The sequence below is a fragment of the Gemmatimonadota bacterium genome, assembly GCA_026706845.1.
In the GTDB taxonomy this organism is placed as follows: Bacteria; Latescibacterota; UBA2968; order UBA2968; family UBA2968; genus VXRD01.
This window is the reverse complement of record JAPOXY010000083.1, coordinates 1-20,486: the sequence shown is the minus strand read 5'-3', so window position 1 is coordinate 20,486 and position 20,486 is coordinate 1. Positions and strand designations below refer to the sequence as shown.

Annotated in this window: 21 protein-coding genes and 1 riboswitch; of the genes, 3 read left to right on the top strand and 18 right to left on the bottom strand. The window is 51.1% G+C overall.

The features are described 5' to 3' along the window. The first annotated feature begins 829 nt into the window (after positions 1-829). Positions 830-1,609: a DUF4377 domain-containing protein gene (locus OXG87_08550; protein ID MCY3869595.1), complete on the top strand. Its 780-nt coding sequence runs from the start codon at positions 830-832 to the stop codon at positions 1,607-1,609. 5 nt (positions 1,610-1,614) lie between these two features. Here OXG87_08550 and OXG87_08545 read toward each other — a convergent pair whose 3' ends face one another. The 11 genes from OXG87_08545 to rpmG all read right to left on the bottom strand — a co-directional run bounded on the left by OXG87_08545 (position 1,615) and on the right by rpmG (position 13,388). Continuing rightward, a complete protein-coding gene (locus OXG87_08545; protein MCY3869594.1) occupies positions 1,615-2,685 on the bottom strand; it encodes an iron ABC transporter permease in 1,071 nt (356 codons plus the stop codon). Positions 2,686-2,698: 13 nt separating this feature from the next. Further along, positions 2,699-3,700 carry an ABC transporter ATP-binding protein gene (locus tag OXG87_08540; GenBank protein ID MCY3869593.1) on the bottom strand — a complete coding sequence of 334 codons (1,002 nt, stop codon included), beginning with the start codon at positions 3,698-3,700 and terminating at the stop codon, positions 2,699-2,701. Positions 3,701-3,783: 83 nt separating this feature from the next. Further along, positions 3,784-5,373, bottom strand: coding sequence for a cache domain-containing protein (locus OXG87_08535; GenBank protein MCY3869592.1), 1,590 nt, complete (start codon positions 5,371-5,373; stop codon positions 3,784-3,786). 47 nt (positions 5,374-5,420) lie between these two features. Then, positions 5,421-6,374, bottom strand: coding sequence for an adenosylcobinamide-phosphate synthase CbiB (gene cbiB, locus OXG87_08530; GenBank protein ID MCY3869591.1), 954 nt, complete (start codon positions 6,372-6,374; stop codon positions 5,421-5,423). Then, complete coding sequence (locus OXG87_08525) at positions 6,365-7,483, bottom strand: adenosylcobinamide amidohydrolase (protein MCY3869590.1); 1,119 nt, start codon at positions 7,481-7,483, stop codon at positions 6,365-6,367. Before OXG87_08525 ends, cbiB begins: the two co-directional genes overlap by 10 nt. 1 nt (position 7,484) lies before the next feature. Then, a complete protein-coding gene (gene cobO, locus OXG87_08520) occupies positions 7,485-8,036 on the bottom strand; it encodes a cob(I)yrinic acid a,c-diamide adenosyltransferase (protein MCY3869589.1) in 552 nt (183 codons plus the stop codon). Between the two features lie 34 nt (positions 8,037-8,070). Further along, positions 8,071-9,303, bottom strand: a complete 1,233-nt coding sequence (locus OXG87_08515; GenBank protein MCY3869588.1) for a hypothetical protein — start codon at positions 9,301-9,303, stop codon at positions 8,071-8,073. A 36-nt stretch (positions 9,304-9,339) separates the two neighbouring features. Next, complete coding sequence (locus OXG87_08510) at positions 9,340-11,529, bottom strand: TonB-dependent receptor (GenBank protein ID MCY3869587.1); 2,190 nt, start codon at positions 11,527-11,529, stop codon at positions 9,340-9,342. A gap of 9 nt (positions 11,530-11,538) precedes the next feature. Continuing rightward, positions 11,539-12,636: an ABC transporter substrate-binding protein gene (locus OXG87_08505; protein MCY3869586.1), complete on the bottom strand. Its 1,098-nt coding sequence runs from the start codon at positions 12,634-12,636 to the stop codon at positions 11,539-11,541. 141 nt (positions 12,637-12,777) lie between these two features. Continuing rightward, positions 12,778-12,950, bottom strand: a riboswitch (cobalamin riboswitch). 8 nt (positions 12,951-12,958) lie between these two features. Continuing rightward, complete coding sequence (gene rpmB / locus OXG87_08500; GenBank protein ID MCY3869585.1) at positions 12,959-13,201, bottom strand: 50S ribosomal protein L28; 243 nt, start codon at positions 13,199-13,201, stop codon at positions 12,959-12,961. Positions 13,202-13,223: 22 nt separating this feature from the next. Continuing rightward, entirely contained in the window at positions 13,224-13,388 is a 165-nt protein-coding gene (gene rpmG / locus OXG87_08495; GenBank protein ID MCY3869584.1) for a 50S ribosomal protein L33, read from the bottom strand. Between the two features lie 185 nt (positions 13,389-13,573). On the opposite strand from rpmG, the gene hinT reads away from it, so the two are divergent. After that, complete coding sequence (hinT, locus tag OXG87_08490) at positions 13,574-13,924, top strand: purine nucleoside phosphoramidase (GenBank protein ID MCY3869583.1); 351 nt, start codon at positions 13,574-13,576, stop codon at positions 13,922-13,924. Positions 13,925-13,928: 4 nt separating this feature from the next. On the opposite strand, the gene yidD is transcribed toward hinT, so the two are convergent. Continuing rightward, positions 13,929-14,204 (bottom strand): membrane protein insertion efficiency factor YidD, encoded by a 276-nt coding sequence (gene yidD, locus OXG87_08485; protein ID MCY3869582.1) that lies wholly within the window; start codon positions 14,202-14,204, stop codon positions 13,929-13,931. Positions 14,205-14,256: 52 nt separating this feature from the next. Between yidD and folE2 the strand changes: the two genes are divergently transcribed. Then, on the top strand, positions 14,257-15,102 hold the full coding sequence (gene folE2, locus OXG87_08480) for a GTP cyclohydrolase FolE2 (protein ID MCY3869581.1): 846 nt from the start codon (positions 14,257-14,259) through the stop codon (positions 15,100-15,102). A gap of 71 nt (positions 15,103-15,173) precedes the next feature. On the opposite strand, the gene OXG87_08475 is transcribed toward folE2, so the two are convergent. From OXG87_08475 to OXG87_08450, 6 genes are all read right to left on the bottom strand, one after another. Next, positions 15,174-15,593 (bottom strand): SufE family protein, encoded by a 420-nt coding sequence (locus OXG87_08475; GenBank protein MCY3869580.1) that lies wholly within the window; start codon positions 15,591-15,593, stop codon positions 15,174-15,176. 8 nt (positions 15,594-15,601) lie between these two features. Next, positions 15,602-16,573 (bottom strand): porphobilinogen synthase, encoded by a 972-nt coding sequence (gene hemB, locus OXG87_08470; GenBank protein MCY3869579.1) that lies wholly within the window; start codon positions 16,571-16,573, stop codon positions 15,602-15,604. A 16-nt stretch (positions 16,574-16,589) separates the two neighbouring features. Next, a complete protein-coding gene (cysS, locus tag OXG87_08465; protein ID MCY3869578.1) occupies positions 16,590-18,098 on the bottom strand; it encodes a cysteine--tRNA ligase in 1,509 nt (502 codons plus the stop codon). Positions 18,099-18,132: 34 nt separating this feature from the next. After that, entirely contained in the window at positions 18,133-18,879 is a 747-nt protein-coding gene (locus OXG87_08460; protein MCY3869577.1) for a prolipoprotein diacylglyceryl transferase, read from the bottom strand. An 8-nt stretch (positions 18,880-18,887) separates the two neighbouring features. After that, entirely contained in the window at positions 18,888-20,009 is a 1,122-nt protein-coding gene (locus tag OXG87_08455) for a DNA adenine methylase (protein MCY3869576.1), read from the bottom strand. 17 nt (positions 20,010-20,026) lie between these two features. Next, positions 20,027-20,486, bottom strand: a 460-nt coding sequence (locus OXG87_08450) for an SCO family protein (protein ID MCY3869575.1), incomplete at its 5' end; no start/stop codon positions are given.

The window sequence follows — 20,486 nt, the reverse complement described above, 5'->3', positions numbered from 1 at the left end:
CCGGCAAAGAGCAGGCTCGTGGCGCCCGCCATGATGACCGAGGACGACGGTGTGTTGCGTCGCGTTCGTTGCTCTTCACGAAGGCTCCAAAAGACAGTGGGGGCGGCCAGGGCACTCCACGCAATAGCTTGGCTGAGCGGAAGCACACCTTCTGATAGATGCATCAGCGCCCTCCTTGATGTTGATGTGATGCCGCATTGCCACACGCGTCACAGGTTCCGAGCAATACCACCTCATGCCCCGTCATCTGAAACCCGTCTGGAACCAGGGAATCGAGGCCCTCGACGCAACCGAAGAGGTCAAACGCGTGGTCGCAGGTTGAGCAAAGAAAGTGATGGTGATGCTCGCGGTCCTTGGGCTCGTACCGAACGCCGCGGCCCAACACTTCGACCGACTCCAGCGTGCCTTCCTCAACACCCCTTTGGAGCGCGCGATATACCGTGGCGAGACCGATACTCTCTCCGCTTCCGCTCAGGCGGCTCCACAGTTCCCTGGCGGATAGGGGGCCGTCCGCTTCGCTAAGGGCTCGCAAGACGGTTAGCTGCTGCTTCGCTCTTTGCTGCTGCTTCGCTCTCTGTTGTTGATTCACTCTTTGCATGAAGAAATGATAATCAATTCTCACATTACTGTCAAGACTTAACAGATCGGTAAGGGTAGCGTATCTATGATCTGCCTGTGCGTGTACGCAGACAGAAAAGTCAATCAATGTTCATATTCATTTACAAATATTTACAGGGAACCCGACCGCCCTTCACGATGTTTAATTTAGACAAAAGCCGTAAACGGTTATATTTTGACGTATCTCGGATAGCAAAAAAGGAGTGACCCAATGCACACCAGATGGTTTTTCCTCTTCGCACTGTTCCTTACTGCCTGCATAGGTCCGTTAGACCCGAACAATTCCGAATACATTGAAATACAAGAAGTAACCGTCGGTCCTGCTCTGGCCAGATGCTACGGCGTCGGCGAACAGACCTGCATGATCGTTGACGGCTCATTGTTCTACGACAGCATTGAGGGCTTCAACTTCGAAGCGGGCTACAACTATCGTCTGCGGATCGGCAAATACGACCCCTATGATGGAAAGGAACCGCCGCAGGATGCCAGCCAATACAGTTATCGCCTGCTGGAACAAATAGAAAAAACCCGCGCGCCATCCACTCCGACAACCATATCTGTGGGACCAACGCGGGTAAAATGCACGCAAATCGACTACGTTTGCCTGCTGATTAACGTGGCGCCCTACAACGACATCATCACCCACTTCGATTACGAAGCCGGGTATCACTATACCCTCAATGCAAACCAGTACAGCGACGGGCGATACGTCTTGACTGAAATAGTCTCAAAAACTGAATTAACGGGCACAGAAGAAGAAATAACCGTAGGACCCCACAGAACCCCATGCGGCGCCGTGTACTGCAACGTCGTCAACGGCGAAGCCTTCCTCAGTGAAATCGTGAACTTCCAGCCCCGGCACAACTACAGCTATCGCCTGCGAGTCGAACGATTCGACATGTTTTCCAGTAGCACAACCCCGCCGTCATCCAACATCCCGACCTACGGCTATCGCTGGTTGGAAACCCTCGAGCAGAGCACCAATAATTGAAGTTCCTACGAAAACGCCTGACTCAAATTTTTCCGATGTAAAATAAACCAGATTACAATCGGCGCGCCAATCAGGGACGTCACCGCATTCAGCGGCAAAACAAATTGACTACCCGGCAAATGGGCAATCAGATCTGAAAGCAGAGCCAGCGTCGCCCCCAGGCAAGTGACCGCAGGCATAAGCACGCGGTGATCCGACGTATGCAACAGACTGCGGCAAAGATGCGGCACAGCCAGACCCAAAAACGCAATCGGACCACAAAAAGCAGTGGTCGCGCCCGCCAGAATCGACGCACTGATCAAAATCCACAAGCGAATGCGCTTGACATTCAAACCCATACTGCGCGCATAATTTTCCCCCAGCAACAGTGCATTGAGCGGTTTAATACACAAAAACGCCAGCAAAAGACCCACAAAAATAGCAGAAATGAGCACGGGCATCTGTCGCCATGTCACACTGCCAAAACTGCCAAAAGTCCACAAAATGTACGACTGTATTTGTTCAGGAACGCTAAAATAAATCAAAACACTGACAAAAGCTCCGGTCGCATACCCAAACATCAGCCCCAAAATCAGCAACGTCATCACACTCTGCACACTGCGAGACACCAGTAACACGCATCCCAGCACAGCGGCTGCACCCATAATAGCCGCAACCGCCAAACCCAAATCGCCCAGAAAGCCCATCCCCGCGATAAGCGCACTACCCACCGAACCCACTGTCAGCACCACAATAGCAACGCCGAGACTCGCGCCGGCACTGATACCCAGCACAAAAGGATCCGCCAGCGGATTGCGAAAAAGCGTTTGCATCTGCAACCCACCCACAGAAAGCGCTGCACCTGCCAGCACAGCGGTAATCGCCTTGGGCAATCGAATCGTATGAACAATAATCGCCCATGCCGCAGACGACACTTCTCCACCCGTAAGAACGCCGAACAAGGCCGCCAATGGAATATGAACCGACCCCAGCGACAAACTCAAACCGAACGCGATCAGAAGCAGCAAAAATAAACCCAGCATAATAACCGCGTGCCGCGATCTCCCCTGCGCTTCATCCTTGTATTGAGCCTCCATCCCGACCATCCTTTTATCCGCGTTCACCTTTCAGTGCCGCAATCAAATCGGCAATCGAATCGTATTCCCGAACCACGCCATCGCGCTCAACACACCAGGCATCCCCTTCCCGAATATTGACATGCCACTCAGCCCCCCCATCTCCCACTTGAAACCCGGCTCTCTCCAGCGCGCGCCTGGTCCAATAAGCGCGCCGGCCTTCCCCAGACACAGCAACTGAAGCGTGACCGCGTTGTGCATTGAGCTTAAACGCACCCGTATCCGCATCAAAATGCACGCCATCACTCTGAAACGCATCTTCAAAAGCGCCATTGAGAATTAAATCCTCAGGCGCGCCAGTCTGCAACACACCCTCAAACGGCAAAAGATAAATGCGATCTGCACAACGCAGCGCCAGATCCAAATCGTGCGTTGAAAGCAAAATCGCCTTACCCGTAGAATGTGCCAGATCCTGCAACAAAGCCATAATCTCAGCGCGACGAGGCAAATCGAGAAAAGCCGTAGGTTCATCGAGAATCATAAGATCTGGCTCCTGCGCCAGCGCGCGTGCAATCATAACCTTTTGACGCTCGCCATCGCTGAGTTCAGCCACATTGCGATATGCCAGATCCTCAGCGCGGGCTGCCCGAATAGCCCAGGAAACAACCCGTTCATCTTCCTCTGTAAAGCGTCCGATCCAATCCGTATGGGGATATCGCCCCAGACCGACCAGATCGCGCACAGCCATAATACCAATACCAATGCGATCCGTAAGCACCACGCTGATCACCTGGGCAACTTCTGTAGCAGACATATCCGCGATATCTCGACCCATAAGACACACATGCCCATCAAGCGGCGGCTGCATCCCCACAAGCGTGCGAATAAGCGTGGATTTTCCCGCACCATTGGGACCCAGCAAACACACAAATTCACCGCGATGGAGCGACACATCTATATCGTGTGCCACAACGCGAGACGGACGACTGCCGTGTTTATAACCCACAGCGAGATTTTGTGTTTTAAGAATTGCCATTTTCCATCCGAATAAATAAAAAACGGGTCGCGCCTTTTCTTCTGTACTCACGAAACCCGTTTCTTTTTTTAATTATTTCACTACTATTTTGTCAGCAACATCTTGCGCGTGACCACATCTTCCCCGGCTTGCAGGCGATACACATACATACCCGTACTCACCTGACGCCCAGCAGCATCACGCCCATCCCACACGACCGTATAATTTCCCGCGGGCTGGAACTGCTGAACCAGCAACCGAATTTCCTGACCCAGTACATTGTAAATAGCCAATCGTACATTCACTGCTTCTCCCAAAGAATAGCGAATAGTCGTCGCTGGATTAAACGGATTGGGATGGTTCTGCCCCAATGAAGCCGCAAAAGGATTGATAAAGCGCACATCACCATCCAAATTGACCTCATAAGTCACGCGGCTTCCGGGCACTATTGGAATACTGGACCACCTCGCAATGGTCGCACCATCTGCCGAACGCACGCGCGCCTGATACATGCCATTCACACGCCTCTGGTCATCCGCCATCACCCTTACCACAGCACGCCCCATCTCATCTGTCGTATTATGCCACGCATAATTGGGCACACGACCAGCAATTGAGCGAGAAACCTCCACCGTCAAACCGCTCACATCGCCATCGCCTACAACCTGTACATCCACCAGGCCGGCACCTTCAAAAGCCGTATCGGACTCCAGATAAATACCAGCGCCCACGATAAAAATCCGACCGAAGATATTAAGCGGGATCACATAGCTCAGCTTGGGCGATTGGGTATCTTCATCTCCTTCTACCGCTGGATTATCCCAATAATACTTGACAAAACCGCCGCCCGCTGTAGCTGTCGCGATGATCTCCTGCACAATTTTGACCCCATTGACATCTTCGACATCAATCATATTTTGCCCATAGGAACTCGGGTCAGCGGTCCCGTGAAAGATCAATACACCGCTGGTATCTATCACAAAAATGTAGATCGAACCATACTTGAAATCCTCCCCCTCGGTCCTGATTGCGGCCTGGACAGTTGCCAGATAGGGATAACCCTTTTCCTCGATAATCGGAACGAGAACCCTCAAACCCTCGACAAAGGCTTTCAGAGTTTCCTTATCCTTCACATCACGAGCTGTTACCTCCAGGATATCAAAGATATTTGGCTCGGCATCAACGCCGGACAGATCCATATAAAAGCCAGCGACGACGATAAACTCTAGACCGCGTATAGTAACCGGAGCAGCGTAAGTCAGCTTGGGCGAATCGGCATCTTCTTCCACTGCCGGATCATCCCAATAATACGCGACAAAACCGCCGCCTCCAGCGGCTGCGGCGAGCATCTCCTGGACAACCTTAACGCCTCTGGCATCTTCGAGATCAAGGACGTTTTTATCCTCAAACGTCACATCGCCCCCGTGAAATTGCACGAGACCTTCGGAAGCCAACACCACAAGGTACATCGAACCGGCCTTCCAATCTCCCTCAATCCTGAATGCCTCAATCAATCTTGAGACCTCAGCAAAGTTATCGGCACTCTCTAATGAATCCTTTGCCCCTTCTACAAAAGCTTTCAGAGTCTCCCGGTCCACCACCTCACTCGCCGTTACCTCCTGCCCCTTTACAACGGCGGGATACGCGACAAAAAAGAGACTGGCCAGCCCCAAAATAATTATCAAATATTTCACAATAGTCCCTCCCTGTAGGATTGCTACAAAAAAATAGGGGTGCGACTTCAGAAAGTCAATAAAACCGCCAGCCCTGTCGCGAGCAAACAGGTAACAATAACAAAAACACACATACGGCGCATATCTCCAGGCTGACCACCTTCGGAATCATCCGCATCGCCCAACCACACATCTGTAACCTGCGTCCCTCCCTGCCAAACAGGACCGACCAACCGCCTCTGCAAAGCGCCTGCAGCCGCAGCTTCACTCCACCCGGAATTTGGACCCGGAACAAGCGCGTGTTGCCGCCACCCGATAAGCAATGCCTTGCGCGCAGAACACCCGGGCATAAAAAACGCCACCAGCACCATCCCCAAATACGTCAAACGCGCCGGAATAAAATTGAGCACATCGTCCAGCCGCGCCCCACACCAGCCAAAATAGCGGTATGGCGGCGTCTTAAACCCCACCATAGAATCCATCGTACTGACCACCTTAAAAAACACAACACCCGGCAACCCCAATATCGCGTACCAAAAAATGGGGGACACAAAACCATCCACTGCATTCTCGCTCAAACTCTCCATACCCGCACGTCGGCAAGCCGCAAAATCCATCACATCGGTATCGCGTCCCACAAGCATAGACGCGGCCTCGCGCGCACGCTCCAGATCAGCAGCGCGATCAATCGCCAACCCGTGCTTGCACAAATCTTTGAGCGCAATCATACTGTACAAAACAAAAATCTGAAAAATCCACCCCACTCCATATTGGACATCATGCAACACACAAGCCAATGCACAGACAACCCCCACCCAAAACGCAGACAGCAACAAAAACAGCAAACACCCACCTGCATAACCATCCAGCCGCAGACCGCGAAGCACCCGCTCAAAAAAAGACAGCGTCGCACCCATCAAACGAACGGGATGCAACGCATAAACTGGATCGCCAAAAAGACCATCTAAAACGACCGCGCAAAGGAGCAAAACCGGATCTGGCTCGAGAATAGTCACGTCCATTTCAAACGCCATCCAAGCGCAAATGCATCGTAAACAACCTCCAAAAATGCGTTCTCATCCACGCGCAACTGCTCGTAACACGACACCCAGACATCTGGCCTCGCCGCCAGCGCAGTCGCCAATATCGCTGCCTGCTGACGCAACACTGGATCTGCCAGAGCATGTGAAAGCGTCCCATACCGCACCCGATCCCAAACCGCTGCAAACCCATAAGCCGCCGCCGAAACGCGCGGTTCGTAAACAACAGAATTGAGATTCTTCTTCAACAACGCAAACTCACCCGCTTTGAGCCGTTTCTCCATCGCCTGCAAAAAACGGTCCTCTCTAAACCCAAACCGCTTCAACGCATGAAAAACGCTACGCGTATGCGACGCCTCCAAACCGTTTTGCCATCGTAGCGCCTCCAGCGTGGCTCTACGCACAGATTTGCCGATCAACTCGCCCAATTTTGCGTGATGTCCCGCATTGGTTTTGGGCACTCGTGTCTTATCCAGAGGCGCAGCAATACAGTACTGATCTGTACCAGTACCCGTTGCGAGATCCTGAGAATAGCGACTCGAAATAGCGAGATCGCGAAGCGCGGCAGACTTCCCCTCGGTCATCGTCACCGCTGCCCGCGCCATAGCCCCCGGCGTAAGCGGCCAATTGATAAACACCATCGCATTGATCGTCCCCTCATAGAGATGGCGCCATCCCGCATCCTCTTCGTGCCAACTCGCCTCATCGCCCGCACACCCCGCATTGCCCTCAACACCTGCGGTAACAACTGCACACACGCGCAACTCGGCATGCGATTCCACAACGCGAGACGCATAATGCATATTTGCAGCCGTACCCATCAGCGCGACCGCGTCCGGCGGCAAACCGCGTTCTGCACAGACATGGCGATGATACCCCACCTCGCCGAGTTGCTTAATCAACGCAAAACGCGCATCGTGTCCATTGCCCTCACAACTCTGGTGATTCACCAGATATCGGACACCCTCGCACAAACCACCGCGATATGCCGACGTACTCAGCACCTGATGCGGCACCAGCAATTCCGCGATCAAAAAACGACCATCGCGCTTCAACTCGTAATACTCATGCTGATCGACAAACTCATCCATCTCAAAAATCAATCCCGGGTTGCGCAACAATACCCTGATCGCTAAACGGATGCTTAACCTCGCGCATCTCAGTCACCATATCGGCAAAATCAACCAACTCATCGGGCGCATCGCGCCCCGTAATAATCACATGCAACATCTCTGGCTTATGCTCTCGCAGCCAATCCACCACCTCTTTTGCATCCAACCATCCAAAAGCCATCAAATACGTAAACTCATCCAGAATAAACAGATCGTAATCTCCACTCGCAATCCGCTCCTGCGCCACTTCCCAACCGCGCAATGCCCGAGCCTGTGACTCATCGATATCCTTGCTCGTCCACGTCCACCCATCGCCCGTACCAATCCAATCGACCTCCATGCGCCTGGCCGCGCGAATCTCGCCAAAATTGGCATTCTCGTGCTTCAAAAACTGAATCACGCCCACGCGCATCTTGCGCCCCCAGGCGCGGGTCATCACCCCCAGCGCCGCCGTGGTCTTGCCCTTACCATCTCCGGTATTGACCATCACCAGACCCTTTTTGACATGCCGTTTTCGTTGTCTGGTACCCATACAAACCTCTCTTTTGAACGCGGATACAGGCCTTTTATTCCCCTTCAAATTCCGAAACAAAAATCAAAAAATCGGGAAAATCAACTGAACCATTGCCATCCAAATCGAACATAGCATCACTCGCTGCTTTCCCAAACGCGGAAGCAAAAGCCAAAAAATCGCTAAAATCAACCACACAATCGCCATTAAAATCAGCCACACTGCCCACAAATGCAATAGTCGAAGGCGGTAGTCCCGTATTGATCGGACCAGCCACAAGCGCATCCGTCTTCACGTCATAAACCCGCACCCCCACAGATGTCGGATCCACAAAACTCCCTCGATCCAAAACGTACAACCTTCCTCCGAATACCCCCAGACTCGGCACAAATCCGCCTGAAAGACCACTCAAACCCGACGATACAGACTGCATCGCCAAACCGAATCGTTTGACAATATTGGCAAAATTTGCATCTAAAACAACGACATACCCCTCGTCATCCGAAACCATCGCCAGAGAACTCAGATTGCCACCCAAAGCCATCTCACCAAGCACAACGCCTTCACTCCTCAATTTTGCCAGATCAATCACCTCAATCCCGCCATCCGTCAGATCTTCGAATGTATTGACCGCGCTTAAAAACCACTTATTCCCTCTCTGCACAGCGCCCGCGGGATTCTTACCCGCCATCACAATCCCCTGCACACCCGCTGTATTTACATCCACATCCACCACCTGATCCGTCATCACATCAACAACCACAATCACCGAAACATCAGTCGGCACCCATCCATTATCTCGATCCAGCCGCTGACACGCGGCAAACAAATGATTGTCAGACAACGCGAGCTGAGATACTTCGGGCAAACCATCCGCATCCGCAAAACCCGATAAATCCACCGCACCCAATGAATCCCCCGTAACGGGATTTACAATCAGCAAATGCGTGCGCTCATACCGCGAAATATACGCTTTCTCCTCGCTGACAAAAACCATATCGTGCGGATTGGAACCATTGCCTGTCGAATACTGCGTCAATGGCGTCTTCAGATCACTGCGATTCAAAACAATCACATTATCCTGCCCCAGACGATTGATAATATACACCTTATCCCTATACGTCCGCACCGCCGCATCCGAGTGAATCGTCAGATGATCGTTTGTCACCGTATTTGTATTGAGATCCAGACTCGAAAAACTACCACTGCTATAATCCGTCGTCGTAATAACCGCTTGATTTGCCAGTGCATCTGTTGCAAAAAACAGAATGACTAAAAACCACCTCATTACATCCTCCTGTGTTAAAAAGAACCTTTCATCTACTTAATCCGCATTCACACGCACAAAAACCGCGCGCCCTGGCAGCGGATAACCCCAGGTATCGGCGATTTGTGCCCCAGTTAGATTTTTCACCTCCAATCCAATGTGAAACCGCAGCCCCGTATCCACCTTCACACCCGCAGTGTGAACATGCCGCGATAATAGCGGGCGTCGATTCGCCTGATCCAAAAAATTGCCATCTTCAAACGCATAGTCGTAAAACACAGTACCGCGTCCCAGACGCATAGTAGCACGAACAAACAGCGCGTGTGGCGGGCGATTGGGCAAAATATTGCCAGTCAAATGGGGAATATTGGACTTATCAGTAGCTTTCTGATACGTGTAATTACCCGACAAATCAACCCGAGAACCAAAGCGTCTCTGCGCGGTCATTTCAAACCCATACACACGCGCTTTGCCGATATTAACCGGACGCGATGTAGCCTGTGACGTGTGAACAAACTGGATCAAATCCTCATAGCGATGATCAAAAAACGCGCCTTCCAACGTAGTCGTCCCATCTGCATAACGCAGACCCGCATCCCATGTCAGACCATACTCGGGCCTGAGATTGACATTGCCGACCACACCGCCTCGATCTCCAAAAAGCTCGTAAAAAGAAGGCACGCGAAACACGCGCCCCGCATTGGCCTTAAACATCAGATGAGATGCCAGATCAAAACGCACACCCGAACGCAGACTGGTCAGATCGCGCGTATTGGCAGAATCGGGTGCAAGCGGCGAAAAATTAAAAGGATTGGCACCGGTAAACGAACTGTATATCCGCCGTTGCTCCGCGCCCAAAGACCAGATCCCAATCTCACCCGGCAGTGAAATATCCAGCCCCGTGCGCGCGGAAAAAATCCACCGCTGACTATCGAACAAACTGGCAACAGACCGAAGATGCGCCGTCGGCAAATAAGTCTCCCTGTGCAACCCAATCGCAGTCGCGATATCACAGCGCGAAAACAGAATCGTTTGCAAACGCCCCAGCCACCCATAAGTGCGCGTGAGATAATCATTATCCTGGCGCCCAATCCCGATCTCGCCATCCAGATCGCGGAACCGCTCTTTGACATGCGTGACATAAAGCGACTGCCGCGTATTTATCCCGTTCAATAAAACGCGATCCTCATAAGCGACTTCCGTCATCGTCTGGAAAACATCAAAATGTGCATTCTGCGACTGATTATTGCTAATACCTGGCATGCCCTGATATTTCCAATACGCGGTCTCGTGGACGGATAAAATTCGATCCTCCCCAAAAGCGCGACGCCATTTGCCCAAAAGATTAAAAGATCGATGATCGTTATTCTCACGCCTGCTCCAAACATCGTCACTGTCATTGTATTCGGTCCCATTATCGTCGAGAAATCCAAAATCGTTATCGCTATGTGCATAATCAGCCACAACGAGAAACTCCGACCGACCAAATCCGCCCGCGAATACACCACTCATCAACCGCGTATCAAAAGCACCCCACGATCCTCGAACCCCGTGAAACCATCGCCTCTGCGTCTGTCGCGTGCGCACATGCACCGTGCCACCCAGTCCATTACCACCTGCACCTGCACCGCGATACACCTCAATCTGCCCGACGTGAGCCAGTGGCAAATTGCTGAGATCTACCCCTCCACCAAAAGCAGTATTGAGCAGAATCCCATCGAGATAAACCTCAACCTGATCGGCTGATGAACCGCGCAGCGAAAGCGTACTAAAAGCACCCAGCCCGCCGAGGCGCTTGACGTGTACCCCCGTAGCCTCAGCCAATACATCGGGCAACGTCGTCTCCCTACCCTCAAAACTTTCGCGCGTAATAACCGTCGCATACGCTGGATTCCTGTGAATATCACTGGCACCTATCGGATCGGCAATCACCGAAAACTCATCGAGGGGAAACGTCCTCGGCGACAGCGCAACAAAAACCTCAGCCGTTTTGGTCACGCGAACCGCGCGTTGCCCCACATCGTAAGCCACATGTGTCATAACAAGCGTATAAGAACCGGGCATCAGATCGGCAAAAGCAAAGCGCCCATCCCCATCCGTCTGCGTCACAAAATCCGTATTGAGAATTTGAACACGCACACTTGCTATGGGCATTCGGCTCTCAGCATCGGTAACGCGACCAACAATCTCCGCTGCCCAGATCGGCGTATTCGCGCAGAAAATCAAAAAAATTAAAAAACGCATCATTTTCATAAGCTATGGATCGAGCTTTCGATAGTACTTGAGTTGATGATCCAACAACAAATCGGGATATAAAATTTTAATAATATCAGCCAGCACAACATCTGGCTCAATAAGCCCCGTCTCCCAATAGTCATTGCCCCCATGCGCGTTGAGGCGTGCATTCGCATTGAAAACATTTCCCGTCTCAAACGCCGTGAATTTTTTGTACCGCTCGTCCTCGGCGACAACATCGCCTCGAGAGTACCATTCATTTCTCATCGTAATCCAGCAATTCGCATCGTGCGCCTTTTCGTAAACCGTCTCAAAATCGAGTGCCAAACTCTGTTGTGAATCATCATCTCCCCACAAATAATTTGCACCCGCATCCCTGAGCAACTGCGCGGGATAGGTATTGCCCCCCGACATAAACCAGGTCCCGCGCCAGAGAGACCCCACAAAAACAGTGGGACGCTTATCTGCTGGCAAATTCTGGACCAACGCTCTACGCGCTTCATACCTCACAACAATGCTATCAAATTGGGCAGATGCCAGCCCTTCTTTCTGAAAAAAAGCACCCACAAATTTGATCCACTCGACGCGCCCCAGCAACGAAGGTTCCGCATATGCAGCATTAATAACAACAGGCACACCCGCTTCTTGAAGCGCGACAAGGGCATTATCCTGCGATTGCGCATCTGTCATAACGAGATCGGGTTGAAGCACCAGAACTCTTTCCAAATCAATAGCCCTATCTCGCCCAACTTCGACCAACTCACCCGCCGCAAAGCGCTGTTTGACAGCCTCTGAATTGACAAATTTGATATTATCAATCCCAATCAGGCTATGAACCTCACCGAGCTTTTCGACATGTGGCAAATGCGTCGTAGATGTCGTAATCAAAGTCCGCACGGGAATTTCTATTCTCGGAACCCCTTCATAGCCATCGGGCGACTCGTGCCCGCGCTGCACCAGGACATACTGAACCTTTTCCCGCTCTCCACTCCCGGGCGCGAGCACTGTTACAACCCTGTAATCATCGAAATAATCAACGCGAAAACCCTGTGCATATTGCAAAGACAACTGCGCCTGAACAGACATGGTCCAAACCGAGATACAACATATCATCGACATCCATATTCTTAGATTCAACACACACCTCGCACAAAAAAATCCCTGACTTCCTTGTAGAAATCAGGGACATAGCTATACGCGACAAAACCACAGGACCGAAGCGCATGGCATCTCACCTTTTTCCCAATCCACGAGGAAATCAATAAGGCCTGAGATTCGGGCAGGTCTTCTGGCTTCTGGGTCTCGTGCTTCTCGCGCCTTCCCGGTTTTTCACCAGTGGCATAAATGCGAGAACCATCTCCAGTTACAGCGGCGGGACCGCAACGGATTCTCACCGTTTTCCCTATACTGCAACCCGAATCCATGTTTTATGACATTTTATTTAAAGCGCAACTTTCTCCACTGAAAGACCGCGGTCTTTGAGATACGACAAAAAACCTTTTTTATTCACCGTTCGCAGTGCGCGGGCAGAAAGCTTGACACGCACAAAGCGACCGAGTTCTGGAACGTAAATGCGCTTGCTCTTCAAATTGGGTTTTTGCACCCGCTTGACTCTTCGTTTGGAGTGGGACACATGATGACCACTAAGCGGTCCCCTTCCCGTAATACTACAACGTCTGGCCATGGAAAAATCCCCCTGTCAATATCTATCGCTCTTCCCGATAGAGCACGCGCTTCCGCAGTATGGGATCGAACTTCTTCAATTCGAGGCGATCGGGATGATTCTGTCGATTTTTTTCCGTATGATAATAATGCGAACTCTCTGTACTTTTCATTCTAATGCCTATACGGCTACCCTGTCGCTTAGCCATAGCGTACCTCCAGTATCTTTTGTTATCAGACCGCCAACACGCGGCGGGCAAGAAACTGAAATATACAGTGTTGCCTCTATAACATCAAGAAATTTGTATTACACAGTCAAATTCCGATTGGCAAAAACACATCCCATACCCTATCATACAGTTGCATTCGCAAACCCCCAACAAAGGAGAGAACAATGGCCGAAGAAACGATCTTTAGCAAAATCATCCGACGCGAAATCAACGCAGACATCGTCTATCAAGACGACCTGGTAACCGCTTTCCGAGACATCAATCCCCAGGCACCTACCCACGTCTTGATCGTCCCTAACAAATTAATCCCCACAATCAACGACGTCGCAAAAGAAGACGAACCCGCACTCGGGCGCATGATGACCGTAACGGCAAAAATCGCGGCAGACGAAGGCATATCAGAAGACGGGTATCGCCTCATCATCAATTGCAATCGCGACGGAGGCCAGGAAGTGTATCACATCCACATGCATCTGGTCGGCGGACGGCCTCTGGGCAGGATGTTGGCGAGATAGAAGGTCATTGATCAGAAGGCGGAGGAACCGGATCGTACCCACCTCTGGCAAACGGACGACAGCGCAAAATACGTCGTATCGAAAGAGAAAGAGCATACGGGAAGGGATGCTGGCGAAAAGCCTCAAGCGCATAATGCGAGCATGTGGGATGATAGCGGCATGGACTGGGCGCAATGGCAAAAAAGCGCATCAGGGGCGACAGCACATATTGATAGCCTTTAATGAGCACACACGCGGTGATGGAAAACATTCTATCGACAATTTTTATAGGATTGACCATTTTGCATTTTGAGGTATATTAGGCGGAACTCGTCAGAACAACGGAGAACAGAATGACTCTACCAGACATACAGAACTCACATGACAAACGCGGCATTGAAATCGACCAGGTCGGCGTGTCCAATGTCCGCTATCCCTTGACCTTGCCGCTACGCGATAACGGCGAATTTCACACAGTGGCCAATCTATCCATGACCGTGAGCTTGCCCCACCATCAAAAGGGAACCCACATGTCGCGGTTTATGATTGCACTGAATGAGCAACACAAACACTTTACACCTGATAGCGTACACATTGTACTCGAAGAAATACTCGAATTATTGGAAGCAGAAGAAGCGTTTCTCAGCATGGCATTTCCCATTTTTTTAACCCGCAAAGCACCTATCACGGGCATTGAAGGCATGCTGGACTACAACTGTGAATTTAAGGCAATGTTGACAAATGAAGGCATGCAAGACAAGCTAATCGGCGTACGTGCCAACGTGGCAAGCCTCTGCCCCTGCAGCAAAGAAATCAGCGACTACGGCGCGCACAATCAACGTTCCGAAATCACAATGGATGTGCGGCCTTATGAGGATGAATTTATCTGGTTTGAAGATTTGATCGACATCGGCGAATACCATGCGTCGTGTCAACTCTATCCCATTCTAAAACGCACAGATGAAAAATACGTAACCGAGCGCGCATATAACAACCCCAAATTTGTCGAAGACATCGTGCGCGATGTAGCGACAGACCTGCTGGCAATGATGGACGAAGAGCGCATCTCCTGGTTTTACGTATCGAGCAACAACTATGAAAGCATCCACAACCACGATGCTTATGCCAAAATTGAGCGCGGCGTGCGCGGTCCACTATTGACGCACCGCAAAGAAGCGGAAAACGCGTTGATGGTCTAAAAAATTATTAAATTTTCAACAAAAAAAGGCCTGTGAGTTTTCCTCATAGGCCCTTTTTATTATTCATCACCCTATGCCGCTGTGGCAAGCGCGAGTTCGTGAATGCGCTTGACCATAGAGGCAAAGCCATTGGCGCGGTTGATACTGAGGTGTTTGGCGAGATCGAGCTTTTCAAAAATGCTGCGAATATCAGCCGTGAGAATCTCCCGAGCAGTCTTACCCGAATACAGCGACAACAAAATAGCAACCAGCCCCTTGACAATCTGCGCATCGCTATCTGCGCGAAATTCGATCACCGGGGGATCGCCATCTCGCACATCGGTCACGAGCCACACCTGGCTCACACACCCCCGCACCAGATTGGTATCAATTTTGTATTCCTCATCAAAAGGCGGCAACTTGCGACCGAGTTCAATAATATACCGGTAGCGATCTTCCCAATCCGTGAGAACATCAAAGTTTTGCATAATGCGATCAATCGTAATATCCATAAAAACTCTCACCTCACCACCCGCGCAATATCGCGCGCAAAGTAGGTCAGAATAAGATCTGCGCCCGCGCGTTTAATACTCACCAGAACCTCGTCTCGCACCCGGACTTCATCCAGCCAACCATTTGCGAAAGCAGCTTTGAGCATCGCAAACTCGCCGCTGACATTGTACGCGGCAACCGGCACGCCAAACTCTGTTTTCACCCGATAAATAATATCCAAATAGGGCAATGCTGGCTTGATCATAACGATATCCGCGCCCTCCTCAATATCCAGAGCCACCTCTCGCATGGCCTCGTCGCCATTTGCCGGATCCATCTGATAGGAACGGCGATCACCAAATTGCGGCGCAGACTCTGCCGCTTCGCGAAATGGACCGTAAAAACCCGAACAGTACTTGGCCGAATATGCCATAATCGGTATATGGTCAAACCCCTGGGCATCCAGAGCAGAGCGAATAGCCCCAACGCGGCCATCCATCATATCGGAAGGCGCAACCATATCTGCGCCCGCGCGCACATGGGAAAGAGATTCTTTGACAAGCAGGGCAACCGTTTCATCATTATGCACATCTTTATCCACAATCACACCGCAATGCCCGTGATCCGTATATTCGCATAAACACACATCCGTAATCACATAGAGATCCGGCGTATGTTCTTTAATCGCAGATATCGCACGCTGAATAATACCATCATCGCAATAAGCCCCACTGCCTCGCGCGTCCTTGTGATCGGGAATCCCAAAAAGAATTACCGCTGGAATACCCAGATCGGCAATTTCTCTACACGCCTCAACCACGACATCTATCGACATCTGATGGTTGCCCGGCATAGACCCGATTTCTTTTTTTACGCCTCTGCCCGGACACACAAACAGAGGCATAATCAAATCGTCAACGCGCACGTGATTTTCGCGCACCATTCGGCGCGTCGTCTCACTCTGGCGCAAACGGCGCATGCGGGTAATCGGAAAATTCATAAACATCCACCTTCTTCTAAGCCAACTGCTTTATAGCAACCGTCCCCTCCGGCGCAGTGCGAACCTCATAGCCCGCATCGATGAGTTCCTGCCGCAGATAATCGGCAGTATCGTAATCTCTGGATGCGCGGGCCTCATCAATCTGTTTGCAAATCGCCTCGCTGGTATCTGTATCATCCGCTGATTCAGCCTTGACCAAGCCCGAAAGATCGGCAATCCCCAGCACACTATTGATCTTGTCAAACACATCCAGTGCTTCGGACGGGTCATCTACCTCTTGCCCCATCCAGTTATGCACAACCGCAAGCGCTGCACTGATATTGAGATCGCTGGACAGAGCACTGAGAAAATCGGCAACAACGGGATGATCTCTGCCTACCTCCGTCGCACCGCCGTTCGCCGCTTGAACCAGCCCCTGCCCAAACTCGTGAAATCTTCGCACAGCATTGGCTGAATCCTGGAGACCTTTTTGCGTAAAATTGGTCTGCGTGCGATAATGCGTCTTAATCAGTTCGTAACGCAAAACCGAAGGATGAACGGGACGCCCGGTCACCTTGCCCTCGAGCACATCCCGCACCGTAAAAAAATTGCCTTTGCTCTTGGACATCTTCTCGCCTTCAACCATTAAATAGCGCGGGTGAATCCAGTACCTGGCAAAATGCGAATGCCCCGTCGCACAACACGATTGGGCAATCTCGCATTCGTGGTGTGGAAAAATATTATCCTCGCCTCCCGTGTGAATATCGATAACCTCTCGCCGCAGCATCTTCATCGCCATAGCCGAGCACTCGATATGCCAGCCCGGATACCCCTCACCCCAGGGAGAAGGCCATTTCATAATATGAGACGGATCTGGTTTCCACAAAAAGAAATCAGCGGGATTGCGCTTGATCACCTGGTGTTCCTCAAGCACGCGCCCACCCGAACCCGCGACAAGTTGATCGAGATCATTGCCCGACAGACGACCGTATTCCGGAAAAGATTCAACACTAAAATAAACCACACCATCATCGGCAACATAAGCGTGGCCCTTGTCCAACAGCTTCTGAATCATCACCTGTATGGCATCGATATGTTCCGTGGGACGCGGCATATTGCGCGGATAGTCGTGCGCCACTTTAATCCCCAGCAAACGCGCATCTTCGACAAATGCCTCCGTAAAATATTGCGCCACCTCAAACGGATCATCGGGATTGGAAACCGCGTCATCGGGCAACTTACCCGACTTCTTTTCCTCTTTGAGCTTGCGCGCAGCCACCGCAATTTTGTCCTCGCCAGTCGCATCGGCCACATCGTCGTCTGTCATATGTCCCACATCGGTAATATTCATCACATGGGTAACATTATAACCGGCCAAATCGAGAAAACGACGGAGCACATCGGAAAACAAAAAAGACTTAAAATTGCCGATATGGGCAAAATCGTACACCGTTGGACCACAGGAATACATCGCCACATTCGGAGGATCGAGCGGCTCAAAAACTTCTTCGCGATTCGTCAACGTATTGTAAAATCGAATATCCATGTGAGTTCAAAAATAAATCGGGACCGTAATTTTGTCAATTCTGAGGTCTTTTTCGACGCAAATTAATGAGATAAATCCCCGTAACCACGAGACCAATACTAACCCATTGATGCACCGTAAGCCCCACAAAAACCTCGGGCGTAAGACGCACAAACTCGACAAAAAAGCGAGCAACAGCCATCAAAACGAGATAAAGACCAAAAACCATACCGGGCCTGAGACGATCGCGCAGAGCCAACAGAATCCCAAAAATACAAACCATCTGAATCATCTCGTAAATCGGCGTCGGATGCACAAAATCGAGCGTGGGCACAAGACCATTGGGATAAGCCATACCCCAGGGCAAATCCGTGGGAATCCCATAGCATCCATCGCCCGAAAGCTCACATCCTCCCCGCCCAAAAAAGTACCCCACCACAAGAGCAGGCGCAATCGCATCCACAGCGGGCCAATCGAGCGCATTATACCGGCGAAGCCAAAGGAGCACAGTCGCAGCCCCACCCAAAAGCCCGCCATACCAGGCCCAACCCACCGAGGAAAAAATCGTGCCAAAAGGATCGGCCACAAAAGCGTGGGGATACTCGAAAACGTGAAAAATTTTACTCCCCACAATACCGCCAATCACAGCGACAAATGCAATGCGATCTGACAATGTGGGGTCAAGACCCCGACGCCGAAACTCGCGCTTGAGCACCCACGACGCACAGAGCAAACCAATCGCGAGCATCACGCCATAAACGCCGATGCGAAATGGACCGTATTCAAAGAGAATTGGAGACATCGTATTTATCAGACCGCCTTTTTCTCGAGCAAAAACAAAAACTCCCGGTTTGGTTGCTCTGCATCCCTCAACCATTCATTCGTCCACTTCATCCCTGCCATCACATTCTTCTTATAATTGAGTGCAACCACATCCACTATCTCGCCATTGCGCCGCAACACATCATTCAACGCTCTCGCAGTCGCCCGCCCGCCAGAACTGTACGACAGAATAATCCATCGCGCGCGCGTCGCCGCGATCAAATCCTCAATCGCCTCAACAGCAATAAAGTTCCCCTCATCATTCTGTCGAAACTCCTCAAAAACAGACGCCGCCACAGTATCCGATGTATCCCTACGGCGATTGGCCTTCCCGAAAAGAGCCGGTTTATCGGCGCAAATCACACTCGTCCACACATGGTAATACGAAGCATATCGCACCCGCGATGGCGGCATCTTCTCGTTATTCGACCCATAAGGAGGATCGAAATATGCCAGATCAACAGATATATCGGGAACGAGATCAAAAATATCCCTCTGAAATACCCGATGTTCCCCCGGTGAACAAAAAATATTCGGCACCTTCAGCACAAGCTCCTTATAAGAGCGCGGCGACCAGTCCTTCAAATAAGAAACAAAATGCCCCAAACTGCTATCCACGCGATCCAGCGCCAAAATCAGACTCGTAAGCGCCACAGCCTCATCAACCGGATCGAGCTTCAGCGCGTCGATCTCCTCTCGAATCGCGTCTAATTTACGGGTATTGTGTATCTGCCACGGCTTCTTGCGCCCATCCCACTGTATCGCACATCCGTTATTGGACTGACCGCCATAGTGCTCCGTGAACCACCCATCCACATGCGGAAGCGCATTGAGATGATCGATCAATGGTTGGTAATCCTCTCGCCTCTTTTCATTCAGCAAATAGCACGTCCCAAAAACCTTCGACCACACCGCAACATCATTGCAAACAACCGTATAACCCAGCCTCGCGAGCGCCTGCGACACCCTCGTCGTACCCGAAAACCCATCCAACACCGTCCTTGCATCAACCTTCTTAACCAGTTGCAGAATATGCGGAAGAAGTCTCAACTTTGACCCCGCGTATTTGATCCCCTCAGTGTAGGGCACATCGCAAGCGACTCGCATCATGCTTTATCCCCCAAAATCTACCTGGACAACTGACGAACCACAGTCGCGATATCTTCGGCGGTATGAGACGGGCGAAAAAAGAAGCGCAAATCGCCCTTCTGGTCAATGAGATAGGTATAGAGAGAATGGTCGATAAGATACCCCGCTGCGGAATTCCGCTCGCCGATCTCATAATGGGCGGCATAGCGTTTAACCACCGCATCAATACTATCCTGAACCCCTGTAAGACCAATGGCTGGCACATCAAAATGCGACAAATAAGACTTGAGCATTTGCGGTGAATCGCGCCCGGGATCAACACTCACAAAAAGCGTCCTGAGATCGCGTGCATCCTCGTCTAAAATCGTATAAGCACTGGCAAGACGCGCCATCGTTTGAGGACATGCATCGGGACAACTCGCATAGCCAAAAAAGAGAAGAAACGGACGCTGTTGATCTGCCAAATGGAAAGAATTGCCATCGTGGTCAACAAGCGTC